The organism is Roseibium sediminis (assembly GCF_008711325.1).
Lineage (GTDB): Bacteria > Pseudomonadota > Alphaproteobacteria > Rhizobiales > Stappiaceae > Roseibium > Roseibium sediminis.
Map to the genome: position 1 here is coordinate 34683 of NZ_VXDB01000027.1, position 19419 is coordinate 54101.

Consider the following 19419-nt stretch of genomic DNA (forward strand, 5'->3'; position numbering starts at 1 on the left):
TGATGTCCAACCATTTGTTTGCAGAAATCCGGTCCCGCATCGCCGATCCGTCGAAAACCTTTCTGGAAACCGAAGCGGGTCGAGCGATCAGCTTTGCGGACATGCTGGCCTTGTCGGCCCAATATGCCAATGCGCTGACCGGATTGGGCGTTCAGGCTGGTGACCGGGTCGCCGTGCAGGTGGAAAAAACGCCGGAAGCCCTGATGCTGTATCTGGGAACCGTGCGGGCAGGGGCCGTGTTTCTGCCGCTCAACACGGCTTACACTGCCGCCGAGATCGATTATTTTGTCAGCGACGCGGAGCCTGCCGTATTGGTCTGCGATCCGGGCAAACAGGATGCGCTTCAGGCAACGGCAGACAAGGTTGGCGCGAAGCTTCAAACGCTGGATGCCAGCGGGCAGGGGAGTTTGAGCACACTTGCCGGGAACGCAGCAGCCGAGTTCGAAGACGTCGCCCGCCTTGATGATGACCTTGCCGCCATTCTCTATACGTCCGGCACCACAGGTCGCTCCAAAGGGGCCATGCTCAGCCACGAGAACCTTGCTTCCAACGCACGAACACTGGTCGAGTATTGGCGCTTTACTGCCGATGATGTGCTGCTGCATGCCCTGCCGATTTTCCACACGCACGGTCTGTTCGTGGCAACCAACGTGACGCTCTTTGCCGGCGGCTCGATGCTGTTCCTGCCGAAATTCGATCTTGATGCCGTCTTGCGCCTTCTGCCGCGCGCCAGCAGCATGATGGGGGTGCCAACATTCTACACCCGCCTGCTGGGGGCAGAGGCCTTCACCCGCGATCTGGTCAAGCATATGCGTCTGTTCATTTCCGGTTCGGCGCCATTGTCGGCTGAAACGCACAAGGAGTTTTCCGAGCGCACCGGCCACGCCATCCTGGAACGCTATGGCATGACCGAAACGAACATGAACACGTCCAATCCCTATGAGGGCGAACGGCGGGCGGGCACTGTCGGGCATCACCTGCCGGGCGTCGGGCTGCGCATTGCCGATCCGGTCACGGGCCGGGAAGTGCCGGATGGCGATGTCGGTATCATCGAGGTGAAGGGACCGAACGTCTTTCAGGGATACTGGCGCATGCCGGAAAAGACAGCCGAGGAGTTCCGGGCGGACGGCTTTTTCATCACCGGCGATATGGGACGCATCGACGAGAAGGGCTATGTCCAGATCGTTGGACGCTCCAAGGACCTGATCATTTCCGGTGGCTTCAACATCTATCCCGCAGAAGTGGAGACCGCCATTGACGAAATTCAGGGCGTGGCGGAAAGCGCGGTCATTGGCGTTCCGCATCCCGATTTCGGCGAAGGGGTCGTGGCCGTGATTGCCTGCCGTGCAGGCAGTGCGCTCAGTGAGGACGAGGTGATTGCCGAGCTGAAGGACAAGCTCGCCCGTTTCAAACAGCCCAAAAAGGTTGTTTTCCTCGATGCCCTGCCGCGCAACACCATGGGCAAGATCCAGAAAGTGGCGCTCAGAGAGACCTACAAGGACGCCCTGGCCGGATAATCCGCATCGAACGACCCTGTCGCGGTCACGACTGCGACAGGAGGATGACGCCGCTGACGAGGACCGCGCAGCCGATCAGCCGCCAGAAGCCGACCTGCTCGCGCAGGATCAGCATCCCCATGAGAGCGCCGACCATCATGGAGGATTCACGCATGGGGGCGACAAGGCTCAGCGGGGCTCCGGTGGACAGGGCATAAAGCACCAGAATGTAGGAGAGGGGTGAGAGAACACCCACTCCGATCGCGTGCCACCAATATCCGCGCATGGACTCAACCGCCCGGCGCGGATTGGCAAGCACCAGCGGCAACAACAGGAAGAAGCGCAGGAGATTGGAAAACCAGTCGAGGACCACCGGCGCAATGCCGAGCATTTTCACCGAATAGGCATCAACCACGGTATAGGTCGCGATAAGACCGCCGGTCAGCGTTCCCCAGCGCACCCCGGCCATGCCTTCTGGTTTGCGGAACGCGGTCAGGTTGCCTTGCGTGGCGATCAGGAGAATGCCGGATACCACAAGGATCAGGCCGGCAATGCCGGTCAGGCTGGGCGATTCCTGAAGGATGATGAAGGCGCCGATTGTGGAGAGCATCGGGCCGGTGCCGCGGGCAATCGGGTAGACCACCGAAAGGTCGGCGACCCTGTATCCCCGTTGCAGGCAAAGGCTGTAGGCCAGATGGATCAGACCACTTGCGAGTACAAAGCCGACTGTTTCCATGGTCCAGGTAATGCTGTCGGTCACCAGCAGATAGATGACCCAGGGCGCATAGACGACACCGCAGACCAGATTGTAGGCAAAGACGAAAACAGCCCCGACATTGGCGGCCTTCTTGGCCATCAGGTTCCAGGACGCGTGAATAAGGGCTGCCAGAATAACGAGCAGCAGCGAGGTAACCGTCATTGAGATCTCCTTATACGCCAAGGCGTGGTTGATCTCGACGTCTCCTCCCCTGGGCTTTTATCCCTTGGGTGCAGCCGCAGAACTCCCGCGGTTTCTGCAACGCTCGGTCCAGCAAGTCCGGAAATCCCATCTGATCCGATCGGTTTTCCGTTGATGTGACCCCGGAACCCTAGTTGCCACTCAGTCGAATGTTAGCAGTCTAATTAGTCAAATCGGCTCGCCGCAAGGCCAAACTTCCCTAAAGGCGACATGTAGTCGTCACTGTCCGGGCCAGGTGAGCTCAACCCGAATGCCGCCCGGTTCGCGAAACATCATGTGTTTGCGCGGGCCACGTCCCATAAGCTCCGGCATGAAGTCCACGACAACGCCCGGCCAGCTGGAAATGCGCTGTGCAAGCGTGTTCAGATCAGTCTCGGTATCAACCGTCAGAGCCAGATGGTGCAGGCCGACATTTGCCCGGCGGTCAAATCCGTTGATTGGAGCGCTGTGGTCTACCTGCCAGAGCGTCAGGCGCAGGCTCCCATCGGTAATCGAATTGCGCGGGTAGCTGTCATCTCGCGCCGTTTCTTCCCAGTTCAGGACCGTAACGAAGAACTCTGTCGTTGCATCAAGGTTCATTACGGAAAGTCCAAGATGATTAAGTCCCGAAGTTTCGGCCATTTGTCTGTCTCAAAATGAATGAAGGGGCGAGGCCCATGGAAAGGTGCCTTTAGGGCATATCCATTGGTCTGCGTATTGTCCAGCCTGCACCATGGGCATATCAGTCATTCTTGGGGCAAGGGCCTGAGGGTTAAAAATCTCGAAGAAAAGTATCTTGAAATAAAGATAAATGAACCTTATCTGCATTTCACCGCGTTCGTTCAAAGCGTTGCCAGGCGAAGTGGACACCGGTTCGCCGTTAGGAAACGCGACAAATCAAGTATTTTGAGCGCGTCGAGTGATTCAGTAAAAACGAGACGTGCTCCAGTGTGCATTCAGGAGGAAATGTTATGACCCATCAACCTGATCAATCGTCCTTGCGCCGCACGGATCATGCCGTTGATTCCGTTTTTGTAAGCCGGTGGTCGCCTCGGTCTTTTGTGCCGCAGGACATGCCGGAAGAGGATTTGCTGACCATTTTTGAAGCGGCTCGTTGGGCTCCGTCAGCTTACAATGTCCAGCCGTGGCGGTTCGTCTACGCCCGCCGGTCTGATGCACATTTTCAAAAATTCATCGACCTCCTGATGCCCTTCAACAGGACGTGGGCACATACGGCTTCGGCTCTGGTCTTCATCGTCTCCGACACGATCATGCCGGGAAGCGGCGATCGCCCGGATCAACCGTCGGCCTATCATACGCTCGATACCGGGTCGGCGTGGGGCAGTGCGGCCTTGCAGGCAACCATGCTTGGTTACCACACCCATGGCATGGCGGTGACAGAAACCGAAATGATCCGCGAGGTCTTGAATGTGCCGGACCGGTTCAAGATTGAAATGGCCTTTGCTGTAGGTAAGCTTGGCGACCCGAATGCCCTTGCCGATGGTTTGCGCGACCGTGAAAAACCAAGTCCGCGCAGACCTCTGTCGGAAACCGCCTGGAATGGCAGCTTCAAGGGGTAGTTGCTTCGAGATCGCGTCATGATGGAGGATTGGATTTTTTCAACCTGTGACAATCGGCGCCTGTGATACTGGGAGGGGGCGTACTAGGCTGTGAGGACGAATTGGCGGCGCCCAATACCAAGGCAAATCCGGCTCGGCGATGCACCACATCGCCCGCGTCGGCTCGGCCTGATCTTGAACGCTGAATTTCCCGGCGAAATACATCGCCAATTCGTCCACACAGCCTAGCCAGAAGTGAACCGTAATCGAGGTGCCTCATGGCCGTAACTGCATCGCTCCCGTCTCACAGTCTCCTGAACACCTATCGCTGGAACAGCGACTACCTTGATGTTTTCGCTGTTTCCCTTTCCGGGAGATCGGATTTGCAGACGGCAGACATTCGGGAATTGGCCACTTTGGTGCTGACAGCGGACCTTCCCTGGGTTCGGCGCATGATGAACCTGCGGGATGCAATTGCTCGACCCTTCGGACTCAAGACGGGTATCGATCTGGCCGCTCGTTCAGCGCAAACGCACTGGTCCCAACTCGGCGTCGGGGACCGCATCGGTTTCTTCAGGATTTATGATGTTGACGCGGGTGAAATTATCCTTGGAGAGGATGACTGGCATCAGGATTTCCGGGTTTCAATTCTAAGGGAAAACGCATCGGGCGAACCGCGCGTTCTTGCCGCCACATGCTGCCGGCGCCACAACATCGCCGGCCATCTCTATCTCGCGCTCATCTTGCCGTTCCACAAGCGGATCGTATCGGCATTTCTGAACCAGGCCGTTGCTGAAACAACCTAAATGGCAAGACCCCGTCTTTTGGCTCCGGTCCGCTTTGACCGCCGTGCTGCCAGGTAAGCTGGAACGAGTCGCCGCAGGCCGTTCAGGCAGCATAATGCTGTCGCGCAACCACGGCCGGTCAGGGGGAAAGGCTTTCGGTTACTTGTTCAAGCATTCGGGATCATAAGATGTCCCAGCTTCCGCCAAACACGTGCACCGCTGATTGAGCGAATTGTTTGCTGCGAGCCAGCCGGCAGGCGCAGCCATGTTCCGGAAGGGTAGCTGCTCTCCTCGTCCTGAAAACGGCCTTCCAGAACGAGATACTCCGCACCACCGGAAAGAGTTTGGGTGGCAAATGAGCAACCGGGTTCCCAATCCAGCATTGAAACCGTTTCCCGGCTGTCAGCGAAGAGGGGGAGGACCTTTTCGCCGATGCGCCCTATTTGCCACCCTATTGGGTCTTCAGTATCCACGTGCACTTGTTGTTTGTACTTTGGATGTGTCCGGTGACGCTTGACCATGATAATCGCCCCCGGAGTACTGCTGGAAATGAACTCCGATCCCGGAGGATTGCGGACATACATTCCCTTTTGAAAGTCGCCTCTTTCGTCACTATAGACACCATCGAGAACGAGGAATTCCTCGCTCATGTCATGCGTCTCTGTCACAAATCGGCTCCCCGGTGCAAATCTGACGAGGCTTGTTGCCCGTTCGGTCTCTCGATCATCGCTTTCCAATAACTGGCTTTCCACACCGGACATTGGGGATGGGACCCAGTCCTGGGAGATGGTGTTGACTACAGCTCTTTTTGTCAGGTCAGCATGAATTTGCACCGCATTACTCCTGCACTGTTCGTTCTGTTACGCGAGGGCGCCACCCCTCAGAAGCTCATTTTTGAGCAAAATTCGTATCCAGCTCTTCAGTACAGGAGCAACATTGAAGCAATTCACCGAGCCGCGGGAGTAATTGTTTATTAAGTTTCGGTAAAGTGCGCCGGATAGAGCAGAGTTCAACAATTGATATATTATGGAAATTACGGATGACCGATTGACTGCTTACCCGTCAGGAATCCCGGCAAACGCTCGAAACTTCAGTAAAAATACTTACTTTCATGTGGTTTTGAAATGAAACCGGACCCGTGACCGGAATTTGGCCGATTTTCGAAAAACAATGTTATGGGAGGGGGGAATTTACCAGAGGTAACAGGGGTTAACTCTCGCAAAATCGTGCAATCACCGGGATTTGGCCCCTGTTCTGCCCTTTGGAAATCGGGGGTACCGGCAATCCCGCCTTTGCTTTAGGGCGGGAATCGTGCTGAGTGGCGGAACCAATCGAAACTTGTATGGGAAAATGGACAAGCCGCTTTGGCTGGGCCGGGAAGACGCATGACGGTTCACATCGACATGGGAGACATGGCTGGCGGACAGAAGGCCGGGATGGACCTGGAAGAACTTCTGGCGACCCGCCTGCTGGTTCAGGGCAATTCCGGCTCTGGCAAATCCCACCTCCTGCGCAGACTTCTGGAACAGTCCGCTCCCTGGGTTCAGCAAGCGATCATTGATCCGGAAGGCGACTTCGTGTCCCTGGCCGAAAAATACGGCCATGTGGTGGTTGATGCCGTCGGGACGGAAAAAGACCTGCAGATGATTGCCGGTCGTGTGCGCCAGCACCGTGTCTCCGTCGTTCTCAATCTGGAAGGTCTGGATGCGGACCGCCAGATGAAGGCCGCCGCAACGTTCCTTGACGGTTTGTTCGATGCTGACCGATCCCTTTGGTATCCTATGCTGGTGATCGTCGACGAAGCCCAACTCTTTGCGCCCGCAGCGGCAGGCGAAGTGACAGAGGAGGCCCGGCGCAGATCCCTTGGTGCGATGACTAACCTCATGTGCCGTGGCCGCAAGCGCGGCCTCGCCGGGGTCATCGCAACCCAGCGCCTTGCAAAGCTCGCCAAGAACGTTGCCGCGGAAGCCTCGAACTTCCTCATGGGGCGCACGTTCCTTGACATCGACATGGCTCGCGCTGCAGACCTTCTCGGCATGGAGCGCCGTCAGGCGGAAGCCTTCCGCAATCTTGATCGGGGACATTTCATTGCCCTTGGTCCCGCACTTTCAAGGCGGCCCATTTCCGTGAAAATCGGCACGGTGGAAACAGCCGGGCGCGGTGGCAGCCCGAAACTGATGCCCTTGCCGGAACAGCCAAAGGCGGAAGCCAAGGACCTCATCTTCACGCCGTCCGAGGGGGAGGCGCCCACACCGCGGTTTCGCATTCCCGAGCCAGCAACCACCGGCGAGGTTCTTGATCAGCTGGATGTGGCGGGCAAGGAAGCACGCGATGCTGTGGAACCAGCAGAAAACCTTTTGGATTATGGTGAGCGGGAAGAGAAGATCCAGATCATCATCTCCGAAATCCTCGCTGAACCAGACGCAGCCTTCCAGCCGATTGCATCGCTCTATCAGGATTTTCAGGTCCGCTGCCGGATTGCCAAGCTCGCAGGCGGTGCGCCGGACCTTGCTGTTTTCCGAGAAAAGCTCTCTGTCGCCCGTGCGGGTGTCGACAAGGAGGAAGTGGACGAGGGGGCCTGGCAGCAGGCGGAACTGATCGCGGCCGAGCTGCCGGATGATATGCGTGGTGTTTACCTGTTGCTCGCAAAGGCGGCGCTCGCAAAGTCACCTTGTCCGGGCAATCAGGAAATTGCGACAGCTTACGGCACGCGCTCGCCGGGACGGGCACGCTGGCTTCTCAGCCATATGGAAGAAAGAGGGTTTCTGGTTTGCGCGACCGACCTGCGGGGAAACCGGATCGTGACCCTGACGGATCTCGGCTGGCAAACCGCACCCGGTGATGAAGCCGCCGCTTGAAGAGCTCGGCAAATTGACGCAAAAACCAGACGATGGCGCGATAGCCTAGTTCCGTTGGAACAGAATGCGCCCGAGAAGTCGGATTACGGCAGTAAACGGCGCTGCCACCGAACAGAACACGGATGCAACGAAGGTTCGGAAGTCAAATCTCCGCCGTTGCAACAGCTCAATGATCGAAACGGTCAGGACAAAAGTCACCCCGCCGATATAAAGATATTTGGCTAGAAGCCAAACCATGTCCCTTGCCCCGCTGCGCACGCCCTAGGCTTCGATTGCCCAGTGTTAATAGTTCGTTAAAATACCGTAGCGGAAGAATTGTGCAATCAGGCTCATTACTGATAAAAATGCCATGATACGTAGACTTTGATGCGTAGTCGCAGTTTTGGCTGTCGGTAGCTGGGCAATTTTCCGATGGCCGGTGGAAAAATCACATGCCCCACGCAGGGGAATACATGATCCAGCAGATCTGGCACTTGCAAGTGCCCGGGTTTGCGGGTCCGGCCATCAGATGGCCGGTCGCATCCGCTCTGTTGAAGGTCCGGCGGATCTGACGGCAGGTTCGAAGTCCCTTTGTGCCAGCAGGTATCTCAACTGGGCGATTTCCGCCTCCAGACCATTGATCGTGCGTTGCAGGACACGTTCAAGATAACTGCCCGCTGTTGCATTGCCCCGGATGCGGATGGCACGTCCAAGTGCCTTTTCCAGATAGAGCATCATCAAGTCGAGTTCGCTCGACTGGATCGACGCGGTACCGGGTGTGCAGGTCCGGTCAAGCATACGGGCAAACTCGGGCAATAGGTCCGCTGGCGGGCGTGGGAAAAAGGCCGTCATGATCCTCTGTCTCCTGATCCGGAATCACTCAATGTTCTTGTTCTGTTCCTACCATAGTCAGCAAATGTGAACAAGAAGTGAGTCTGGCAGCAGGCTCCTGCATGGGGCAGGCTGGAATGAAAGGAGACGGCGCGAAATCAGATACTGACCCGTGGAAATCGCTGATTGGCGAGAGTCCGCATGCAAAAAGACCCCGCGGGATTGGGGCGGGGTCTGATCGTTTTCAAGGAGAAGAGGGCGCGGCCCGAATGTGCATCGCGCCCCCAAACAGGGTCAGGCGGCACGAACCCGCTGCAGGAAGTCCGCAATCGTCGTGTTCAGATCCCGCGCATGAGCCGACACGCTTCTCGAAACTGCCAGAACGTCGGCGGCTGAGGTGCTGGTCTTCTCCGCTGCTTCAAGGACATCGGAGACACTCGTGGACATGTCCGACGAGCATGCGGCAGCCTGCTGAACATTGTGGGAGATTTCCTGCGTCGCATCACCCTGCTGGGTGATGGCCGATGCAATGGAGGCCGTGAAGCGGTTGACTTCATCCATGGTCAGCGCGATCTGCTCGATGGACCCTGCGGCATCCTTGGTCGAGGCCTGAATTCCGGCAATCTGCGTGGAAATGTCTTCGGTTGCCTTTGCCGTTTGGGTTGCCAGTTCCTTCACCTCGGCGGCCACGACGGCAAAGCCCTTGCCAGCTTCCCCGGCGCGTGCGGCCTCAATGGTCGCGTTCAGGGCCAGAAGATTGGTCTGCTCTGCGATGGCCTGGATAAGCGTAACCACTTCGCCAATCTTCTGGGCTGCGCTTTCAAGGCTTTCCACCTTGCGGTTGGACTCATTGGCAGCCTCGGTGGCGACGATGACAACGTCCTTGGTCTGGTCGATCTGGCGACCGATCTCATGGATCGAGGAGGAGAGTTCTTCTGCAGCCGAGGCAACCGTTTGAACGCTCGTGCGCGTGATTTCCGAAGAAGAAGACGCAGAGGAGACCTTGTCCGACGTACCGCGGGCAATCCTGTCCAGGGCCGTTGCCGTTTCTTCCATGCGGCTGGAATCGTTGGCCACTTCTTCAAGAGCGTGGCGAATCGTGGCTTCGAACTCGAGGATCATCGCCTCAATGGCTTCCTGACGTTCCATCTGGGCCATCTGCCCGGCATCGGTATCCGATTGCAGCTTGCAACGTTCGATCTCGTTTGCGACGAAAATTTCCAGCGCCTTGGCCATCTGGCCGATTTCGTCCTTGCGGTCGAGATGGTCGACAGGAGTGGCTGCGTCGCCCTCAGCCAGCAGACGCATGCGGGCCGTAAGGTTTTGCACCGGCTTGGCAATTGCCGTACCCAGCCACCACATCAAGGCCGTGCCGGCAAGAAGCAGGGCGCCGGAAAGAGCCAGGTCAATGAAAAGGGTGCGGCGGGCGCTGGCAAACAGCTCGCTGTCAGCGACCGACACAACGGCAAACCATGTTTCGCCGGTCTCTTTCAGCGAGAACGGACGCACCACCTGGGTTGCCCCGTCAAGATGGGTCAGCGCAAATGCGTCCTTCATTGCAGACAGACCCTGAAGATGCGGCTCTCTGGCTTTTTTTCCCAACAGGCTCGCATCCGGGTGCGAGATCCACACACCGCTGGCGCTCAAAAGACCGGTGTAGCCACTCTCATAGGTCTTGTAGGCTGTCACTGTCTTCTGGATGCCGTCCAGCGCAATGTCGATGGTCGTGCCGCCAATTGCCGTTCCATCCTCTCCCATGATCGGGGAGGAGGCCGTTGCCATCAGCACGTCTTTGCCGTTTACAGGGTAAAGGTAAGGCTCGGTGATGGTGTCATGTCCAAGGCGCCGGGGCTTGTCGTACCAGTCTTCCGATCCGCTATCGCCACCGAAAAGCAGCGGCTCAAACGCAACCTGTCCGCCATCGTGGAAGAAATAGGGTGCAAACCGACCGTCCTTGTCGGAAAAGCCGGAAGCCATGTTGTCTGCGTCGAGGCCCGCCATATTCGGCTCCAGCACCGCACCACCACCGACAAACTGAGGGTTCCGGGCAATAATGTTCTGCATGATCGTGCCGATTGCCTGACGGTCCGAAATGCCGGAATTCAACAAGCCTTCCATGGCATCGGCCGCCATACGGGCTGCCAGCTGGGCCTCGCCCACACTCTGCTGCACTTCCTTCGCCAGAGCTTCGGTTGATTTGCTCAGGGAACTGCGCCCTGCATCTTCCGCAATGCCGTTGACGGACTGCATGGTCACGGTGATCAGGGCGGCGAATCCGACCACAAAAGCGGCGCTTGTCGTGAAGAAAATTCTATTCCGGAGAGGCATGGTCAGGGAGCTCTGCAAGGTTGTAATTGCGGCGAAGCTATTATTCAGATGGTAAAATAAAACTTACCTCTGATAAAAATTACCCATGCAAAACACCAATAAGTTGTTTTGCTTATATGATTTGAAAATAGCCACGCTTGACCAATGCCGACAAGATGGTTACATATGTAACTAATTGATCAGAGCCAAGTCCGGGAGGGAATTCCAATGGACCAAGTCAACACCGATCTCAAAGACTCACGCGGCCTGCCGATAAATCTGGCCAAGCTCGATTACATGCCCGGCTTCGGCAATGATTTCGAGACCGAGAGCATTCCGGGTTCTTTGCCGCAGGGCATGAACAGCCCGCAAAAATGTGCCTTCGGCCTTTATGGTGAGCAGCTCACCGGCACGGCCTTTACCGCGCCAAGCCATCAGAACGAGCGGACCTGGTGCTACCGCATCCGCCCGTCGGTGAAGCATTCCAGCCGTTACACCAAGATCGATCTGCCATACTGGAAGTCTGCACCAAATGTCATTGATGATGTCATCTCGCTTGGTCAATACCGCTGGGATCCGGTAGCGCATTCCGGCGAGAAGCTGACCTGGCTGACCGGCATGCGCACCATGACGACTGCCGGCGATGTGAACACGCAGGTTGGTATGGCAACCCATATTTATCTTGTCACCGAGAGCATGGTGGATGACTATTTCTTCTCCGCCGACAGTGAAATCCTTGTCGTTCCGCAGGAAGGCCGTCTGCGATTTTACACGGAGCTGGGCGTAATCGATCTGGAGCCGAAAGAAATCGCGATCATCCCGCGTGGCCTTGTCTACCGGGTGGAGCTTCTGGATGGTCCGGCACGTGGTTTCGTCTGCGAGAATTACGGCCAGAAGTTCGAGCTGCCGGGCAGGGGGCCGATCGGAGCAAACTGCATGGCCAATCGCCGCGACTTCAAGACGCCGGTTGCCTGGTATGAAGACCGCGAAGTCACCAGCACGCTGACAATCAAATGGTGCGGTCAGTTCCACACCTGCGAGATTCCGCAATCACCTCTGGACGTGGTTGCCTGGCACGGCAATTACGCACCGGTGAAATATGATCTGCGCACCTATTGCCCCGTCGGCTCAATCCTGTTCGATCACCCGGACCCGTCGATCTTCACCGTCCTGACCGCCCCGAGCGGCGTTCCAGGCACGGCCAATATCGACTTCGTCCTGTTCCGCGAGCGGTGGATGGTGATGGAAGATACGTTCCGCCCGCCCTGGTATCACAAAAACATCATGTCCGAGCTGATGGGTAACATCTATGGCCAGTATGATGCGAAACCGGAAGGCTTCGTTCCCGGCGGCATGAGCCTGCACAACATGATGCTGCCGCATGGTCCAGACAACAATGCCTTCGAAAATGCCTCGACAGAAGAGCTGAAGCCGAACAAGCTGGACAAGACCATGTCCTTCATGTTCGAGACCCGCTTCCCGCAACATCTTACGGAGTTTGCGGCCAAGGAAGCTCCGCTGCAGGATGACTACATTGACTGCTGGGACAACCTTGAGAAAAAATTTGACGGAACCCTTGAAGGTACCTGGGACAAGAAATAAGCCGGGGCGTTCCGCCTTATCAACCAAGGGAAATTTTATGAAACTCGCCTCGCTCAAGGATGGCTCCCGTGATGGCAAGCTGGTCATCGTCAATGACAGCCTGACCCGTTGTACGGAAGCCATGCACATTGCGCCGACTCTTCAGGCAGCGCTCGACAATTGGGAAACCATTGCGCCGAAGCTGGAAGTGCTGGCCGAAAGCCTGAGCCATGATGCTGTGCCTTCGCTCCGTTTCCACGAGCATGATGCCCTGTCACCGCTGCCACGTGCATATCAGTGGGCCGACGGCTCGGCCTACGTCAATCACGTGGAGCTGGTGCGCAAGGCTCGCAATGCCGAAATGCCGCCAAGCTTCTGGACTGATCCGCTGATGTATCAGGGCGGCTCTGATGCTTTCCTCGCTCCGCGCGATCCGATCCAGATGGCCGATGAGGCCTATGGCATCGACATGGAAGGCGAAGTTGCGGTCATCGTGGGCGATGTGCCGATGGGCGCGAGCCTTGAGCAGGCCCGTGATGCGATCCGCCTGGTCATGCTGGTCAATGACGTGTCTCTGCGTGGTCTCATTCCGGCGGAACTTGGCAAGGGCTTCGGCTTCTTCCAATCCAAGCCGTCTTCGGCTTTCTCTCCGGTCGCCGTGACCCCGGAAAGCCTTGGCGATGCGTGGGATGGTGGCAAGCTGCATCTTCCGCTGAAGGTGGATCTCAATGGCCAGCCGTTTGGCCGCGCGGAAGCAGGTATCGACATGACGTTCGACTTCCCGCAGCTAATCGCCCATGCCGCCAAGACCCGGCCTTTGTCCGCTGGTGCCATCATTGGTTCCGGCACGGTGTCCAACAAAATGGATGATGGTCCGGGCAAGCCGGTTTCTGAAGGCGGCGTCGGCTATTCCTGTATCGCTGAAATCCGCATGATCGAGACCATCAACGACGGCGCACCGAAAACCCCGTTCCTGAAGTTCGGCGACGAGGTGCGCATCGAAATGCTCGACAAGGATGGTCATTCCATTTTTGGGGCCATCGAGCAGACAGTCACACAATACGAAGGCACCTGAGCATCGTCATTGCAGACGATTGCAGCACGGCTGAGTGATGATCTGCGGCCTAGCGTTTCAGCCGTGCACGGCGCGACGAATACCTTGATTGTGCGGGCTATGCCCGCGCTGATTTCAGGATGCGAGATCGGAGGTCGGGTACGCCTTCCTTGTCTGGCATGACGGGCATCTTGCCCAAAAAGAAACTGGAGAACACTGATGGCCAAGCAATTTGCTTCCGCCGGGGACATGGAAGAAAAGGAAATCTCGTTCACCGAGATTGGCCGCGACCTTTGGGCGTTTACTGCTGAAGGCGATCCGAATTCTGGCGTCATCATTGGCGATGACAGCGTGATGGTGATCGAGGCGCAAGCGACCCCGCGTCTGGCCAACAAGGTGATCGAGAAGATCCGCTCCGTCACCGACAAGCCGATCACGCATCTCGTTCTGACTCATTATCACGCGGTTCGTGTTCTGGGCGCGTCTGCCTATGGTGCGCAGTCCATCATCATGAGCGAAAAGGCCCGCTCGATGGTGGCAGAACGCGGTGCGGAAGACTGGGCGTCGGAATTCGAACGCTTCCCGCGCCTCTTTCAGGGGCATGAAAGCATTCCCGGTCTGACATGGCCAACCACCACCTTCACCGACCGCATGACCGTTTATCTCGGCAAGCGTCGGGTCGATCTGATGCATTTGGGCCGGGCACATACCGCTGGTGACATTGTCGCCTATGTGCCGGATGAAAATGTCATGTTCACCGGTGATATCGTGGAATACCACTCGGCCTGTTACTGCGGCGATGGTCACTTTCATGACTGGCCGGGCACGCTGGAGCGGATCCGCAATTTCAATCTGGATGCCATCGCACCGGGGCGCGGCGACGCGCTTGTCGGCAGCAAGATGGTCAATGCTGCGCTCGACAGCACCAGGGATTTCGTCAAATCCACCTACAGCCCGGTCGCCCGCGTTGCCCTGCGCGGTGGCTCGCTGAAAGAAGCGTGGGACGCCTGCCGCGCCGAGTGCGATCCGAAGTTCAAGGATTACGCGATCTACGAACACTGCCTGCCGTTCAACGTCGCCCGCGCCTATGACGAGGCACTCGATATCGACACGCCGCGCATCTGGACCGCCGAACGCGACGCGAAAATGTGGGCTGATCTGCAGGGCTAACCAAAAGACCTGAATCGGATTGAGCACGGTTTTGGAGGGAGCCGTGCTCATTTGAAAGGACTGAACAGGTCCCTAGGAGGATTGTTGTGACCAAACTCTTTGAAACACCGCTCTATCCGTATCAATTGTCTGCTGATCAGAAGGCAGATGCACCGGTTCGCCATCCGGCGGTGGTGATCGGGGCCGGGCCGATTGGTCTGGCTGTGGCGATTGATCTGGCACAGCATGACGTGCCGGTCGTCATTCTGGATGAAAATGACAAGGTTTCCTGGGGGTCACGCGCCATCTGTTTTTCCAAGCGGGCGCTGGAAATCCTCGATCGCCTCGGTGCAGGCGACGACTATGTGAATAAGGGGGTATTGTGGAATCTGGGCAAGGTGTTCTTCGGCGACCGCAAGGTCTACGAGTTCAACCTTCTTCCTGAAGATGGCCACAATCGACCAGCCTTCATCAACCTCCAGCAGTATTACTGCGAGCTTTATCTGGTGGAGCGCATTCGCGCACTGCAGGCGGAAGGCAAGCAAATCGACATTCGTGGCGGTTCAAAAGTGACCGCCGTGGAGGCGAGGGATGATCATAGCCGCATCAGCGTCGAGACACCCGACGGGCCTTATGATCTGGAAGCCGACTGGCTGATCGCCTGTGATGGCGCCGCCTCGCCAACCCGCAAGATGTTGGGCCTCGATTTCGTAGGCCGTGTCTTTGAAGACAACTTCCTGATTGCCGATGTGATCATGAAGGCGGACTTCCCGACCGAGCGCTGGTTCTGGTTCGATCCGCCCTTCAACAAGGGGCAGTCGGCCTTGCTGCACAAGCAACCGGACGGCGTCTGGCGCATCGATCTGCAGCTTGGCTGGGATATCGACAAGGAAGAAGAAAAGAAGCCGGAAAACGTCATCCCGCGCCTGAAACAGATGTTGGGCGAGGAGGTCGAGTTCGATCTGGAATGGGTGTCGATCTACACCTTCCAGTGCCGCCGAATGGAGAAGTTCCGCCATGGCCGGGTGATCTTTGCCGGCGACAGCGCGCATCAGGTCTCGCCCTTCGGAGCCCGTGGCGCAAACTCCGGATTTCAGGACACGGACAATCTCGTCTGGAAACTGAAGCTGGTGATGGACGGTCTGGCCCCGGAAAGCCTGCTTGATACCTATGACGAAGAGCGGATTCACGCCGCTGACGAAAACATCTTGAACTCCAGCCGCTCGACCGACTTCATCACGCCGAAATCCGAGCAAAGCCGCATCTTCCGTGACGCTGTTCTGGATCTTGCCGAACATCACGCCTTTGCCCGGCCTCTGGTCAATTCCGGTCGCCTGTCGCTGCCCGCAACCTATGACTGCTCGCGGCTGAACGGTGCGGACGTGACAAGTCTTCCAGCGCGCACCCGTCCAGGCTCACCTGCAGCAGATTGCCCGCTTGGTGAGGACTGGCTGCTGCACAAGCTGGGGGATGATTTTGTTGTGTTGGGTATCAACCGTGATGTTCCAGACAGCCTGTCCGCCCATGGAATTTCGCTGAAAGGTCTTAGCCTCAAAGGGGGCGACGTCAACCCGTTCGTGAAAGACCGGTATCTGGGCAATGAAGACGGTGCCGTCTACCTGATCCGTCCTGACCAGCATGTCGCCGCCCGCTGGACTACTTATGACGAAGCGGACATTGTGAGTGCGCTGGGCCGCGTCATTGGCAAGGAGCTTTGAGATGAGTGCAAATCTGAAACCGAACCTTGCCCGCCCGGACGACTTCTACGCCGACCTTCTGGCCGCCCATGAAGGGCTATCCAAGGCGGACAGCGATGCGCTCAATGCCCGGTTGATCCTCGTTCTCGCCAACCAGATCGGCGACAACGAGGTGTTGCGCGAGTGCCTGAAGGCGGCCAGCCTGTCTTCGGAATGAACCGGGGCAAGCCCCGCTCAACTCGCCCTCTCACGCTTCTGAATGAGGCCTTTCAGCCGACCCAACAAACCGTTTGGCACAGGTGGTCTGCGTGCTGCCGCTTCTTCTTCGCGCACCGAGCTTGCTAGGGCAAAGGCGCGGAGTTCGGCAATGTTGCTCTTCTGGGGTTCGATTGGCTTTTCTGCTCGGGACGGGATGCGCTCGCCATAGCGCGGTGCTTGCATCTGCTGAAAGTCCGTGTCCGCTGCACTGTAGGCGGCATCGGCCAGGTCTTCCTCGATAGAATGAATCGCGGGGTGGGGTAACGCAGCCCCTGCGGCTATGGACTGCGTTTCAATGTCCGGCTCTTGTGCGATCGAGGTCATGCGGTCTTCTTCAGCATGAAAGCGATCATCCTCTTCACGCGCCTCTATCGCGCTGTCGGGAATTTCTGGCGGTTCCGTGGCAGAGAAAGGTGGCGCTGGCATATCTCCAGTAACATCATCAGCTGCATAGCTCTCCACTTCGATATCAGAGATCGAACCACGCAGGGACACAGACGCAACTTCTTCGGCCGTTTCTTCAGTGCTTCCATCGCCGAGGAGAACGACAGAAAGTCCATCGGGTTCCGATGTTGCTTGCAGCACATCTATGGAGGTGAGCGCACCTGCCTTCGGTTCCAGATCATCAGCAGATGTCACGAGAGCATTCTGCTCAAGGCAGGCCGCAAGATACTGCAGGCAGGCCGACGTCATCTCTGCCGGGTGCCGGTCCGCTGACACAAACCGCACCCTGTGGCCGATGAAGACTTCCGATCCGACAAGGTCCACTTGATGCGCCGTTTTCTGAAGGCCACCATCGGAAACCACATTAATTTGCGGGCGGGTGTTCAGGAACAGGAGATTGTCGTCGGCTGCAAGGTCTGCAAAGGCATCTGTTGGCAGCACATATCCGCTGAGCGGCCAATATACCGCTGTCGTCGGCAAGGCGTAGGCCAGAACGGCCGTGATGTGGCTGACGACGGCAAGAGTTGTTTCTGTCGACCAGTGATGATCGGGGTCGAGTGTCAAGGTGAGGCGCGTGCTGGACACATGCCTCGCCAAAACCGGTCCTGCATCTGCAAAGATTTCCGGATCGGGAAGGCCCGCGACAAGATCAAGCAAAGGGTCAACCGGCAGGCGTTCCTGCCCGGTTTCCAGCACAAGCTTGCCATCCCCCAGTGCCGCTTCGATGAACGAGCCGTCTGCCGAGCCGGAAAAGCGTGGCGGGAACGGAATGCGGAACTTGGTCAGCTCCCCTTGCAGCAAGGCCACCAGTTGCTCGGTCGATGCTTGCGGGTGGCAATCATGCAGAAGAGTGCTTGAAATTTCGGTGAGGGCAGGAGGGGTCAATATCATCTCGATCGGAAAAGCAGGTCCGACTAACCTTGGGTTGAATTCATGAAAATCGATTTAATACAAACAGCGGATTTTTATCAGTGTTCCCGCAAGTTGTGCATTCCTCGGGTGGCTGTAATGCAAGGTCCTTATTGCTGATCCTTGCGCCGGAGAAGGCCGGACAGCGCGGACCCGAACTTGCCGAAGGCGGAGGAGGCTCCTGCGGGTTTGGTCTCGGACAGATCCGGAACCCTGTGGTCAGCGGCAAATTTCCGCAATTCGGCAATGGAGGTGCGCGGAGCGCGGGGTTGAACCTCCGCCACAATCGGTTTGCTGGAAAACTCTTCGGGAAGTGGCTTCGCGATCCGCGGTTCTTCAACGGGCTCCACCACAGGCGTTGCGGGTGACGGCTTTTCCGCTTCGTCCTCCGCCTCAGGAAGTTGCGCATCCCGAAGTCGTGCCAGGATGGCAGCGTCAATCGGGTCGTTCGGATCAAGGGCGGCTTCGTCTGTCTCGGACCAGCCGCGGTCGGCAACTCCTTCCTCGTCTTCAAATGACAGGAGGGGCGCTGGCTCCAGATCAGGCACAATATTATTGGACGTGCTCGTCTCAACGGTCAGGCGGATGCTGCCGACATCGTGCGAAGATCGGGCGGCTGAATATCGAACCCTGATTTGTTCCTTGATGTCTGCCCCGAAAAGGTCGCCATCTGGCAAGAGGTCGTCGCGCATCAGGCAGGTTTTCAGAAAGGCGAGGGCCTGCTCCACAAGATATTCCATCGGAACGGGAGCTGCTTCGAAGACAACCCGTTTGCCGATCAGATACTCCGATCCGTAAACGGAAAGTCCCAATGTTTCCCGGCCATCCGGTGTGTCGGGTCCCTCAAAGAAGTCCGGCCGAACGGACAGAAGCTCAACAAGCTCCGGCGAGTTGAGCATCCGGAAGCGCTCTGGCGACATGATCACGCCATTATGTTTCCACATCAGCGCAGACGACAGCATCAATAGACGAAGAGCTTCCAGGATACCGGACGTGACCGCCATTGCCTCCAGAAATTCTCCCGGTGTCCGAAAGGTCGGGCGTTGGATCATGCTACCTGCCGCAAAACCGGCAAAAGCGGCCCCGGGTTGTTGGTGCTCGACCCGCGCATCCCCCTTCATGAAGGAGACTTTCGTCACGCACTGGTGATCTTGCAGGACCGTCTCGGCATTCGGAAAGCTCGCGAGCGTTGCGTCCAGCGCCAGAATGTCTTGAAAGTCATGGACCTGAAGCGGATCGCAGTCCTGAATCACTTCGATATGATTGAAGTCCAGAACAAATGCCGCACTGTTCGGGTCATCTCCACCGACATTCGAAACCTCGGAATCCGGGCAAATTTGCTCAAGCGCTTCCCGAACAGCCTCGCGAAGAACCTCGCGGCCAATCCGTTCTCTGCGTGGGTGCAGAATCAGTGCTTCAATGCCGCTGAGAGGTGCCGGCGCGAGCAATGGTGAACTCCTCGTTATAAATACGCAGAAGATCAGATCATGACAGGGTGAATTGCAGATTAACGCAACGAGAGCTGGACACCCGCAAAAACCCAATGATTTTGGCTTGGCCTTTTAGGAGCAGCCG

Annotated in this window: 16 protein-coding genes; 9 read left to right on the plus strand and 7 right to left on the minus strand. The window is 57.4% G+C overall.

What is annotated here, in order from left to right:
* The first annotated feature begins 2 nt into the window (after positions 1–2).
* Positions 3–1517: a malonate--CoA ligase gene (locus F0155_RS20140; RefSeq protein WP_150526366.1), complete on the plus strand. Its 1515-nt coding sequence runs from the start codon at positions 3–5 to the stop codon at positions 1515–1517.
* A gap of 25 nt (positions 1518–1542) precedes the next feature.
* On the opposite strand, the gene F0155_RS20145 is transcribed toward F0155_RS20140, so the two are convergent.
* Complete coding sequence (locus F0155_RS20145; protein WP_150526367.1) at positions 1543–2415, minus strand: EamA family transporter; 873 nt, start codon at positions 2413–2415, stop codon at positions 1543–1545.
* 258 nt (positions 2416–2673) lie between these two features.
* A complete protein-coding gene (locus F0155_RS20150; RefSeq protein WP_150526368.1) occupies positions 2674–3075 on the minus strand; it encodes a VOC family protein in 402 nt (133 codons plus the stop codon).
* A 329-nt stretch (positions 3076–3404) separates the two neighbouring features.
* On the opposite strand from F0155_RS20150, the gene F0155_RS20155 reads away from it, so the two are divergent.
* Positions 3405–4013 (plus strand): nitroreductase family protein, encoded by a 609-nt coding sequence (locus F0155_RS20155; protein WP_150526369.1) that lies wholly within the window; start codon positions 3405–3407, stop codon positions 4011–4013.
* A gap of 257 nt (positions 4014–4270) precedes the next feature.
* The gene (locus F0155_RS20160; RefSeq protein WP_150526370.1) at positions 4271–4798 is read left to right on the plus strand and encodes a DUF2867 domain-containing protein; all 528 of its coding nucleotides are present in this window, start codon (positions 4271–4273) and stop codon (positions 4796–4798) included.
* Between the two features lie 146 nt (positions 4799–4944).
* Here F0155_RS20160 and F0155_RS20165 read toward each other — a convergent pair whose 3' ends face one another.
* Positions 4945–5610 (minus strand): cupin domain-containing protein, encoded by a 666-nt coding sequence (locus F0155_RS20165; protein ID WP_150526371.1) that lies wholly within the window; start codon positions 5608–5610, stop codon positions 4945–4947.
* 552 nt (positions 5611–6162) lie between these two features.
* Here F0155_RS20165 and F0155_RS20170 point away from each other — a divergent pair.
* Positions 6163–7635 (plus strand): helicase HerA domain-containing protein, encoded by a 1473-nt coding sequence (locus F0155_RS20170; RefSeq protein WP_150526372.1) that lies wholly within the window; start codon positions 6163–6165, stop codon positions 7633–7635.
* Positions 7636–8139: 504 nt separating this feature from the next.
* On the opposite strand, the gene F0155_RS20175 is transcribed toward F0155_RS20170, so the two are convergent.
* Both F0155_RS20175 and F0155_RS20180 read right to left on the minus strand, forming a co-directional pair.
* Positions 8140–8466: a hypothetical protein gene (locus tag F0155_RS20175; RefSeq protein ID WP_204934555.1), complete on the minus strand. Its 327-nt coding sequence runs from the start codon at positions 8464–8466 to the stop codon at positions 8140–8142.
* Between the two features lie 273 nt (positions 8467–8739).
* On the minus strand, positions 8740–10773 hold the full coding sequence (locus F0155_RS20180) for a methyl-accepting chemotaxis protein (protein WP_150526373.1): 2034 nt from the start codon (positions 10771–10773) through the stop codon (positions 8740–8742).
* A 207-nt stretch (positions 10774–10980) separates the two neighbouring features.
* Between F0155_RS20180 and hmgA the strand changes: the two genes are divergently transcribed.
* From hmgA to F0155_RS20205, 5 genes are all read left to right on the plus strand, one after another.
* On the plus strand, positions 10981–12354 hold the full coding sequence (gene hmgA / locus F0155_RS20185; RefSeq protein ID WP_150526374.1) for a homogentisate 1,2-dioxygenase: 1374 nt from the start codon (positions 10981–10983) through the stop codon (positions 12352–12354).
* A 37-nt stretch (positions 12355–12391) separates the two neighbouring features.
* Positions 12392–13408, plus strand: coding sequence for a fumarylacetoacetate hydrolase family protein (locus F0155_RS20190; RefSeq protein ID WP_150526375.1), 1017 nt, complete (start codon positions 12392–12394; stop codon positions 13406–13408).
* Positions 13409–13606: 198 nt separating this feature from the next.
* Positions 13607–14557 carry an MBL fold metallo-hydrolase gene (locus F0155_RS20195; RefSeq protein ID WP_150526376.1) on the plus strand — a complete coding sequence of 317 codons (951 nt, stop codon included), beginning with the start codon at positions 13607–13609 and terminating at the stop codon, positions 14555–14557.
* 86 nt (positions 14558–14643) lie between these two features.
* Complete coding sequence (locus tag F0155_RS20200; RefSeq protein ID WP_192913855.1) at positions 14644–16254, plus strand: FAD-dependent oxidoreductase; 1611 nt, start codon at positions 14644–14646, stop codon at positions 16252–16254.
* A gap of 1 nt (position 16255) precedes the next feature.
* Positions 16256–16450, plus strand: a complete 195-nt coding sequence (locus F0155_RS20205) for a DUF2783 domain-containing protein (RefSeq protein ID WP_150526378.1) — start codon at positions 16256–16258, stop codon at positions 16448–16450.
* A gap of 17 nt (positions 16451–16467) precedes the next feature.
* Here F0155_RS20205 and F0155_RS20210 read toward each other — a convergent pair whose 3' ends face one another.
* Entirely contained in the window at positions 16468–17820 is a 1353-nt protein-coding gene (locus F0155_RS20210; RefSeq protein WP_150526379.1) for a hypothetical protein, read from the minus strand.
* 134 nt (positions 17821–17954) lie between these two features.
* Complete coding sequence (locus F0155_RS20215) at positions 17955–19292, minus strand: hypothetical protein (protein ID WP_150526380.1); 1338 nt, start codon at positions 19290–19292, stop codon at positions 17955–17957.
* Positions 19293–19419 lie beyond the last annotated feature (127 nt).

Coding starts and splice junctions, on each gene's coding strand:
- F0155_RS20140 (WP_150526366.1), top strand. CDS start 3: ATGTCCAACCATTTGTTTGCAGAAATCCGGTCCCGCATCGCCGATCCG.
- F0155_RS20145 (WP_150526367.1), bottom strand. CDS start 2,415: ATGACGGTTACCTCGCTGCTGCTCGTTATTCTGGCAGCCCTTATTCAC.
- F0155_RS20150 (WP_150526368.1), bottom strand. CDS start 3,075: ATGGCCGAAACTTCGGGACTTAATCATCTTGGACTTTCCGTAATGAAC.
- F0155_RS20155 (WP_150526369.1), top strand. CDS start 3,405: ATGACCCATCAACCTGATCAATCGTCCTTGCGCCGCACGGATCATGCC.
- F0155_RS20160 (WP_150526370.1), top strand. CDS start 4,271: ATGGCCGTAACTGCATCGCTCCCGTCTCACAGTCTCCTGAACACCTAT.
- F0155_RS20170 (WP_150526372.1), top strand. CDS start 6,163: ATGACGGTTCACATCGACATGGGAGACATGGCTGGCGGACAGAAGGCC.
- F0155_RS20175 (WP_204934555.1), bottom strand. CDS start 8,466: ATGACGGCCTTTTTCCCACGCCCGCCAGCGGACCTATTGCCCGAGTTT.
- F0155_RS20180 (WP_150526373.1), bottom strand. CDS start 10,773: ATGCCTCTCCGGAATAGAATTTTCTTCACGACAAGCGCCGCTTTTGTG.
- hmgA (WP_150526374.1), top strand. CDS start 10,981: ATGGACCAAGTCAACACCGATCTCAAAGACTCACGCGGCCTGCCGATA.
- F0155_RS20190 (WP_150526375.1), top strand. CDS start 12,392: ATGAAACTCGCCTCGCTCAAGGATGGCTCCCGTGATGGCAAGCTGGTC.
- F0155_RS20195 (WP_150526376.1), top strand. CDS start 13,607: ATGGCCAAGCAATTTGCTTCCGCCGGGGACATGGAAGAAAAGGAAATC.
- F0155_RS20205 (WP_150526378.1), top strand. CDS start 16,256: ATGAGTGCAAATCTGAAACCGAACCTTGCCCGCCCGGACGACTTCTAC.